At 47.1% G+C, this 8537-nt stretch carries 6 protein-coding genes; 1 reads left to right on the top strand and 5 read right to left on the bottom strand.

What is annotated here, in order from left to right; all coding sequences use genetic code 11:
* Window positions 1-294: 294 nt before the first annotated feature.
* The 5 genes from fis to AAC854_RS20020 all read right to left on the bottom strand — a co-directional run bounded on the left by fis (window position 295) and on the right by AAC854_RS20020 (window position 4464).
* Window positions 295-591: a DNA-binding transcriptional regulator Fis gene (gene fis, locus AAC854_RS20000; protein WP_010847912.1), complete on the bottom strand. Its 297-nt coding sequence runs from the start codon at window positions 589-591 to the stop codon at window positions 295-297.
* 7 nt (window positions 592-598) lie between these two features.
* Window positions 599-1582 (bottom strand): tRNA dihydrouridine synthase DusB, encoded by a 984-nt coding sequence (gene dusB, locus AAC854_RS20005; protein WP_340618649.1) that lies wholly within the window; start codon window positions 1580-1582, stop codon window positions 599-601.
* 284 nt (window positions 1583-1866) lie between these two features.
* Window positions 1867-2748, bottom strand: coding sequence for a 50S ribosomal protein L11 methyltransferase (gene prmA / locus AAC854_RS20010; protein WP_340618646.1), 882 nt, complete (start codon window positions 2746-2748; stop codon window positions 1867-1869).
* 38 nt (window positions 2749-2786) lie between these two features.
* A complete protein-coding gene (gene panF, locus AAC854_RS20015; RefSeq protein WP_340618647.1) occupies window positions 2787-4232 on the bottom strand; it encodes a sodium/pantothenate symporter in 1446 nt (481 codons plus the stop codon).
* On the bottom strand, window positions 4222-4464 hold the full coding sequence (locus AAC854_RS20020; RefSeq protein ID WP_047962871.1) for a YhdT family protein: 243 nt from the start codon (window positions 4462-4464) through the stop codon (window positions 4222-4224). The genes panF and AAC854_RS20020 overlap by 11 nt, the downstream gene beginning before the upstream one ends.
* A 748-nt stretch (window positions 4465-5212) precedes the next feature.
* Between AAC854_RS20020 and AAC854_RS20025 the strand changes: the two genes are divergently transcribed.
* A partial coding sequence (locus tag AAC854_RS20025; RefSeq protein WP_340618648.1) for an inverse autotransporter beta domain-containing protein occupies window positions 5213-8537 on the top strand: 3325 nt, incomplete at its 3' end.

The raw sequence follows: 8537 nt of genomic DNA on the forward strand, positions 1-8537 counted from the left end.
CTACCGTAATCATTAACAGGGTGCTGATGATAAATCACAAATAAATAGTGGTCTTGTCCTATTTCAATGTATCGAGTCACCATGTTGGTCAATTTAGACCCGTTTGCCCTGGAACGTTTGGTGTACTGACCTCTATAACGCATCTAATTCTTATTTTTCTTTGGTACTCATGTTGTTCTGTGAGTGTTTATGCTGAGGATTTTTCGGTGGGGTAATCGGAGGGGTAATTCTAAGAAAAAAAGCACTTCCTCAAAAGAGAAAGTGCTTCTTCAACAACATGTTACTGGACTAGAATCAGTTCATGCCGTATTTTTTCAATTTCTTACGCAGAGTACCACGGTTGATGCCCATCATCAGTGCTGCGCGGGTTTGGTTGCCACGGGTGTATTGCATCACCATGTCCAACAGTGGCTGTTCTACTTCAGCCAGTACCAGCTCATACAGGTCATTAACGTCTTGACCGTTCAGTTGAGCAAAATAGTTCTTCAGTGCTTGTTTAACTGAATCACGCAGAGGTTTTTGAGTTACCTGATCTTGTGAATTTACAGTAGCAACGGTTAGTACATCAGAATTTACGCGTTGTTCGAACATAGTTCTGTCAGCTCTTTTCTTTATTTACGCAAAAATTTTCGAAGTATGCCTCCAACGCCTCCAGCTGTTCGCTGGCATCCTCTATGGCGTTGAATGTGCGCCGAAACTGGTCAGCAGGAGCATGTTCCTTGAGATACCAAGATACATGCTTACGTGCAATACGAACTCCTTTGCCTTGACCGTAAAAATCGTGCAGTTCTCGTATATGCTCGTTCATTAAACGCTGCACGTCGCCAAGTGGCATCGGTGGCAGCAGTTCTCCTGTTTCCAGATAATGCTGGATTTCCCGAAAGATCCAGGGTCTTCCCTGAGCAGCGCGGCCTATCATTAGGGCATCAGCCCCAGTGTATTCAAGCACTGCTCTGGCTTTTAGCGGGTCAGTAATGTCGCCATTAGCAATAATTGGTATGGCAACAGTCTGCTTAACTGTCCGTATATTGTCGTACTCAGCCTCGCCATTAAACAGGCAAGCTCGTGTCCTGCCATGTATCGTAAGAGCCTGAACACCACAACGCTCGGCCAATTGGGCAATTTCTACACAGTTGCGTTCTTCCGGTGACCATCCTGTGCGAATCTTCAAAGTAACAGGCACATCAACCGCATTGACTACCGCAGAAAGGATTTTTTCAACCAGTTCTGGATAACGCAGTAATGCAGAGCCTGCCAGCTTGCGATTCACTTTTTTGGCTGGACACCCCATATTGATATCGATGATTTGAGCGCCATTGTCGACGTTGATTTTCGCCGCCGCCGCCATCTCATCGGGATCACTACCGGCAATTTGTACAGAACGCACTCCGGGTTCGTCGCTATGAACCATACGCAGCCGAGATTTATCCGTCTTCCAAACCTGAGGATTAGAAGAAAGCATTTCTGAGACTGTCATTCCTGCTCCCATATGATAGCAAAGAGATCGAAACGGGCGATCTGTTATGCCTGCCATAGGGGCCGCAATAAGACAGTTTTTCAACTGGTATTGTCCGATACGCATAGGCGAAGAAAGAGTGGTCAACTGTGACTAAGGGCGCGTATATTACGCATTTTTCACAAGATATGAAAGGCCAAACTTTGAGCGAATCGATATTTATAACGGATTTTTTCCAGTTGATTTTTTCAAAAATGGTTAATTATCTTTAAATAACATATGGTTACGAGTTATTGACGAAATTTATTATTACTTATATTTCTAATCACAAAGAGAGCGGATTATCACCAATTGACCTCCTGGGTGATCATTTTAGTGGATAATCTCGCTTTTCCATAGGCATTAAGTGATTATTTTTTAATCCCTGTGATGCGGCACCATTCTTCTTGTTCAGCTATCGGATCGATAATGAATTCATTGTCATAGGCTTGGGCAACTCCTTCAGCCTGACTTGCCAGAACGCCAGACAAGCCCAATAATCCACCTGATTTAGGTAGTGAGCCAATAACAGGGGCAAGTTCACGCAATGGACCAGCCAGAATATTGGCAATGACGATATCGCATTCGAGGTCTTTAGGCTGATCTTTAGATAAATAAAGGGTTAACTGGTCGGATACACCGTTACGTTCAGCGTTATCCCGGCTGGCTTGGATGGCTTGTGGGTCGATATCAATACCGATGGCATGTTTCGCGCCTAATTTCAGGGCTGCGATAGCCAGAATGCCGGAACCACAACCGAAGTCGATAACAGTTTTTCCCGCCAGATCCAAACCATCAAGCCATTGCAGGCACAGTGAAGTGGTTGGGTGAGTTCCTGTCCCGAACGCCAAACCCGGATCAAGCATGACATTGACGGCATCAGGTTCTGGCACTTCGCGCCAGCTAGGGCAAATCCACAGACGCTTGCCAAAACACATTGGGTGGAAGTTGTCCATCCATTCGCGTTCCCAGTCTTTATCTTCTAACTGCTCAATTTTGTGGATGAAGTTCTTGCCCAGTTGTGGAAGCTGTTCCAGTTGGCTTACAACCGCCTTCATATCCATTTCAGCATCGTACAGGCCGATAACGTCGGTATCGCCCCATAAACGGGTTTCGCCCGGCAGAGGCTCAAAAATCGGGGTATCGTGGCTATCCTGAAAAGTCACTGATACTGCGCCACTTTCCATTAGCTCATCACCGAGTGCTTCAGCTTGTTGTCCCGTGGTGTTAAGTCTTAATTGTATCCAAGGCATAAAAATTCTCTTTTTGTGGAGATAAAATCACACTGCGTTTATTGAGAAGCAGCGGTTTGTTGTGTGTGTTTATGACCCATCATATTGCCTATTCCGAATGCGAGTAAACTCAGCAACAGTGATGGCACGATGGGATGGAAACCGAGAAGCGGGATATTAAACGTTGCCAGCAGAGTATAGCTTGTGGCACCGATCAGCATCGAACTGATGGCTCCGTGGGCATTGGCTTTTTCCCAGTATAATCCCAGCACCAGCGGCCAAAGGAAAACGGCTTGCAATCCGCCAAATGCCAACAAGTTCAGCCAGATGATCATCTCAGGTGGGCGCCATGCAGCCAATAGCAGCAATGCACCTAAAAGTAAGGTGGAATAGCTGGAGATACGTGAGAGTTTTTTCTCTTGGCTGATCTGATGCGGAAACAGGTTTAAATAGAGATCTTTGACGATAGTGGCCGAAGATTGCAGCAGTTGGGCATTAATCGTGGACATAATCGCAGCCATAGGCGCAGCCAAAAAAATTCCGGCAGCGACAGGCGGCAGTACGGTGATCATCAGGGTTGGGATAACTTGATCGGGGATGGTCAGATCAGGAATGATCGCCCGCCCCAAAGCGCCGGCAAGGTGCATGCCGAACATCAGGATTGCCATGACGATGGTGCCGAGAATAATACCGCGATGAACCGCCTTGCTGTCTTTGTAGGAAATGCAACGCACAGCGGTGTGTGGCAGCCCGATGACGCCAAAGCAGACCAATACCCAGAAAGACGCCATAAATGGCCCTGTAAGGATATTATCCGCTCCGTGAGGTGAAACCAGATTCGGGTCAATGGCACGCAAAGTGGTGATCGCCGCTGATAACCCGCCGGCTTTGTAGATAATGCCTGCCAGCAGTAACACCGTTCCCAGTAGCATCACCAACCCTTGCAAGGCATCATTGAGGACACTGGCCCGAAAGCCGCCAAAGGCGGTATACAGGGCAATTGAAACACCAAAAATCAACAATCCCGTATCGTAAGGGATGCCCGCAGCAGTTTCGAGTAAACGCGCCCCGCCAATGAATTGCACTGTCATTGCACCGACAAAAGCAACCAGCAGGCTGATGCTGGCAAACCAGACCAGAAAACGACTCTGATAGCGCGCATACAGCATATCGTTGAGCGTGACCGCATTGTAACGGCGGGCGAGGATGGCAAATTTTTTCCCCAGTACGCTCAGTGAGAGCCATATTGCTGGCAGTTGGATCAGGGATAACAATACCCAACCGATCCCGTACTTATAAGCGGCGCCGGGGCCACCGATAAATGAGCTGGCACTGATATAGGTGGCTGTAATGGTCATTGCCAGTACAAAACCCCCCATGGAGCGATTACCGAGAAAATACTCATTCAGGAATTCGCCTGTTTGTCGGCGGCGATAGGCATAGATTGACAGTATGAAAACCAATACCAGATATCCCACGAGAGGCAGAATCACTTCACTTTGCATCAACATCCTCCAGTGGAATTTCCTTAAATATAAACTTTACCATCAACCAGCAGAGGATGATAAATAAGGCGGGTAGCAGCAGGCAAGCCAGTTCAAACCAGCGGGGTAATCCCGTTAAGCCAATGGCATCACTGGGTAAATAGGCACATAGCAGCCAACCAACAAGATAAGCTAACGTCAGGAATACTGCCCAACGTGCTTCTTTGTGGGATTGAACAAATCGTCTGTCCATCCGTTCTCCGGGTAACTTACATGAAACAATATGGGGGGAATTGTACGGTAATGCGTAGATTTATTCAGGGGAAAATGTGCCGTAGGAATGTTGAATAACAGCAAAAGATTATTTAAAGGTGAAACAAAATAATAGTTGATTGGTTCCTGTATGTATTTCGTCTTTTTGTTAATTATGTCGTGAAGTCTTAATTTTTTACTAAGAGTAGGATTTAAATATAAAGGTAAGAAAGTTTTATTACTAAATTTAGGATGTTTTTGAATGTACCATTTTTCCATTTTTTTTTGCATGGGATTGAAATGAAAGTAGATGACATTTAGAAACCAAATGTTAACTCTTAATTCTTGTAATAGTAAAAATAAGAAAAATAGCGAGCTTGGATTTTTGTTTTTAGTTTGTTGATTTTATTGTGTTTATTTTTTGTCTTTGTGGTTTTTCTAATGATCTTATTTTTTTGTAACACTCATGATTTGATTTTTTATCAGATTTTAATTAAATAAATTAATGTAGGTAAAAGTGTTATTTATATTATCAATGGTTTTCATCATCTAATCATATGTTTCTTATATAGGTAATCGAATTAGGCTTTTATTTTTCAAATTAAATAATTTGTCATCATAGACGGTAAACAATGATCTTGTTTATCTGCCTTAATTAAACATCTATCAGAAATAAAAATCAGGCATGAATGTTATCAGCTTGTGACATTAGTTGAGAGCAATAGTATTAATCAAAAGGGTTGCTAAATATGCTACAAGAATACAGAAGGCAATGGACAGATCAACAGCGCTACCGGATTAAATGGGTAGTCTGGATAAATATTCTGGTCCAAGTTGTTTTCCCGATATCGGGCGCGTTTACTTCTTCAGTAATGGCTGCCAATTCTCCCAGTGTTGCACAGGAAAGTCATCCTCTTGATAACTTACGGACGAAGCAGGGAGATGACACTGAACGTTGGTTGGCGGGGGCGGCCTCCCGTGCGGCGGGCATGTTGAAAAATGGTAATGTCGTGGACAGTGTAAAAAACCAGTTACACGGCTTGGCTGTGAGTGAAACCAATCAAGCTTTGCAAAACTGGCTGCAACGTTATGGCACCGTTAAAGTACAGGCTAACGTGGATAAACGCGGGCATCTGGAAGGCAGCCAGTTTGATATGTTGTTGCCACTGTACGACACCAAAAGACAGATGGCTTTTACCCAGTTTGGTCTGCGTCGCATTGACAGCCGCACCACCGCTAACTTTGGCTTGGGACAGCGCCATTTCTTTGATAACAGCATGTTTGGTTATAACGCCTTTCTTGATCATGATATTACCCGTGACCATACCCGTCTTGGCATTGGTGCTGAATATGCCCGTGATTTTATGAAATTCGGGGCGAACGGCTATTTCCGGGCGAGTGGCTGGAAAGCGGGGAAAAAACTGCAAGATTACGATGAACGTCCGGCTAATGGGTTTGACTTGCGTGCCGAAGGTTACCTTCCCTCTTATCCGCAATTGGGAGGCAAGCTGGTTTATGAGCAGTATTTTGGTAATGAGGTTGGCCTGCTGAGCGAAGAGCATCGACAGAAAAATCCATCGGTCTTTACCGTAGGCGCTAACTATACCCCAATCCCGCTGGTGACTCTGGGAGTAGATCGCAAGCAGAGTGCACAGGGTAAAGGGGAAACGTTGTTTAATTTCGGCCTGAACTATGAACTTGGCACACCGTGGTCAAAACAGATTGATCCCGATGCAATGGCGTTTAAACGTACCTTGCAAGGAGGACGTTATGATTTGGTTGATCGTAATAATCAAATAGTCTTGGAATATCGTAAAAAAGATCTGATACGCCTGACGATGGAAGATCGGATTCGTGGGTACGGCGGTGAAGTGTTTCCGTTGAATATCAATGTCAGCAGCAAATATGGCCTGAAAGAGATTGTCTGGGATACGGCGAGACTTGCGGCGGCTGGTGGTAAGTTGGAGAAACTGGATACACCGGAGCAGACAGAAAAGCTGGCCGTTCAGCCAGTTAATGGGAACGCTCATCAACTGTTCAAAAGCGTGGTGGCTCAGCAGGTTCGCGGTGGTACGCGTTATGTACTGACTTTGCCACCATACTATAGCAAGGGTAACAATACCTACATCCTATCCGGCATTGCCTATGATCATCAGGGCAATGCTTCCGAACAGGCTGAAACACAGATACAGGTGATCGCTTTGGCGGTTGACCTGAAAAATTCCGGTTTTGAGCCGCTCCATCAATCAATGGTGGCGGATGGAAAAGCTCAAACTGTGTTCCGGTTGAAGCTGGTCGATAAGGGCGGTAGGCCTATCAGCGGTGCTGCGAATCATATTACGCTCACGCCTGAACTTAGCGGGCTAAAAGGCGAAGGTAAAAACCCTGAACTGAGCGCAGAAATTAAAGAAGTATCGGAAGGGAGTGGTATTTATGAAGTGAGTGCCACGTCTGGTACTAAACAAGGTAAATGGGAAATTAAGGCAAAAGTGGATGACCATGAATTGCCTTCTGCCACGGTTGATTTTTTCCCGTCATTGGCGGAAATGGTGGATACGGATAAATCTCAGTTCAAGGTATCGAAAGAGGGAAAGATTGAACCGAATGAATCAGGTTTCTTTGTATTGGATTTGTTTGATAAGAATGGCCAGATTATTACCGGAGTAGAAGACTATCTTACACTGGCACTTGATGACAGAGCTCTATATGGTAATGGCAAAAAACCGACCATAGGTAGAGTGAAAGAGGTGTCATCAGGGAGTGGTCGCTATGAATGGCCTTTTAAGGGAGAAGAAACCAAAGGTAGATTATCTGTTACATCGGAAGTGAATGGGCAGAAGATAAAAACTATCAATGTTATCTTCGGTAATGTCTTAACCGACATTATTAGTGAAAACCACTCCGCATTCAGTGCCACACCCGACACGCTGGAAGCCGATAACCAGCAGCAGGCGACCCTGACACTGGTGCTGAGAGACGGGCAGGATAAGCCGGTTACCAATATTCAGCCGCGCCTTCATTTTGCCGGCAGCGGGGCTTTGTCCGGCAACGGGGATGAGCCGAAGATGGGGGCGATTCAGGAAAATCCGGCCAACCACGGCACTTATATTGCCACCGTAACGGCCGGGACAAAAACCGGTGAATGGACGGTGACGCCGGAGATTGACGGCAAGGCGTTTCCCAAACTGGCGGCCAAAGTGATCTTTAAGCCGCTGCCGGCGGATGTGGTCAGTGAAAGCCACTCCACATTCAGTGCCACGCCCGACACGCTGGAAGCCGATAACCAGCAGCAGGCCACCCTGACACTGGTGCTGAGAGACAGGCAGGATAAGCCGGTTGCCAATATTCAGCCGCGCCTTCATTTTGCCGGCAGCGGGGCTTTGTCCGGCAACGGGGATGAGCCGAAGATGGGGGCGATTCAGGAAGATCCGGCCAACCACGGCACCTATATTGCCACCGTAACGGCCGGGACAAAAACCGGCGAATGGACGGTGACACCGGCGGTGGATGGCAAGGCGTTTCCCAAACTGGCGGCCAAAGTGACCTTTAAGCCGCTGCCAGCGGATGTGGTCAGTGAAAGCCACTCCACATTCAGTGCCACGCCCGACACGCTGGAAGCCGATAACCAGCAGCAGGCGACCCTGACACTGGTGCTAAGAGACGGGCAGGATAAGCCGGTTGCCAATATTCAGCCGCGCCTTCATTTTGCCGGCAGCGGGGCTTTGTCCGGCACCGGTGATGAGCCGAAGATGGGGGCGATTCAGGAAGATCCGGCCAACCACGGCACCTATATTGCCACCGTAACGGCCGGGACAAAAACCGGTGAATGGACGGTGACGCCGGAGATTGACGGCAAGGCGTTTCCCAAACTGGCGGCCAAAGTGATCTTTAAGCCGCTGCCGGCGGATGTGGTCAGTGAAAGCCACTCCACATTCAGTGCCACGCCCGACACGCTGGAAGCCGATAACCAGCAGCAGGCGACCCTGACACTGGTGCTAAGAGACGGGCAGGATAAGCCGGTTGCCAATATTCAGCCGCGCCTTCATTTTGCCGGCAGCGGGGCTTTGTCCGGCA

Origin of the sequence: Xenorhabdus entomophaga, assembly GCF_037996725.1 — a bacterium.
Lineage (GTDB): Bacteria > Pseudomonadota > Gammaproteobacteria > Enterobacterales > Enterobacteriaceae > Xenorhabdus > Xenorhabdus khoisanae.

Bases quoted from the DNA above. Each gene is read 5' to 3' on its own strand.
- prmA (WP_340618646.1), bottom strand. From the start codon at position 2,748: ATGCCTTGGATACAATTAAGACTTAACACCACGGGACAACAAGCTGAA.
- AAC854_RS20020 (WP_047962871.1), bottom strand. From the start codon at position 4,464: ATGGACAGACGATTTGTTCAATCCCACAAAGAAGCACGTTGGGCAGTA.
- panF (WP_340618647.1), bottom strand. From the start codon at position 4,232: ATGCAAAGTGAAGTGATTCTGCCTCTCGTGGGATATCTGGTATTGGTT.
- dusB (WP_340618649.1), bottom strand. From the start codon at position 1,582: ATGCGTATCGGACAATACCAGTTGAAAAACTGTCTTATTGCGGCCCCT.
- fis (WP_010847912.1), bottom strand. From the start codon at position 591: ATGTTCGAACAACGCGTAAATTCTGATGTACTAACCGTTGCTACTGTA.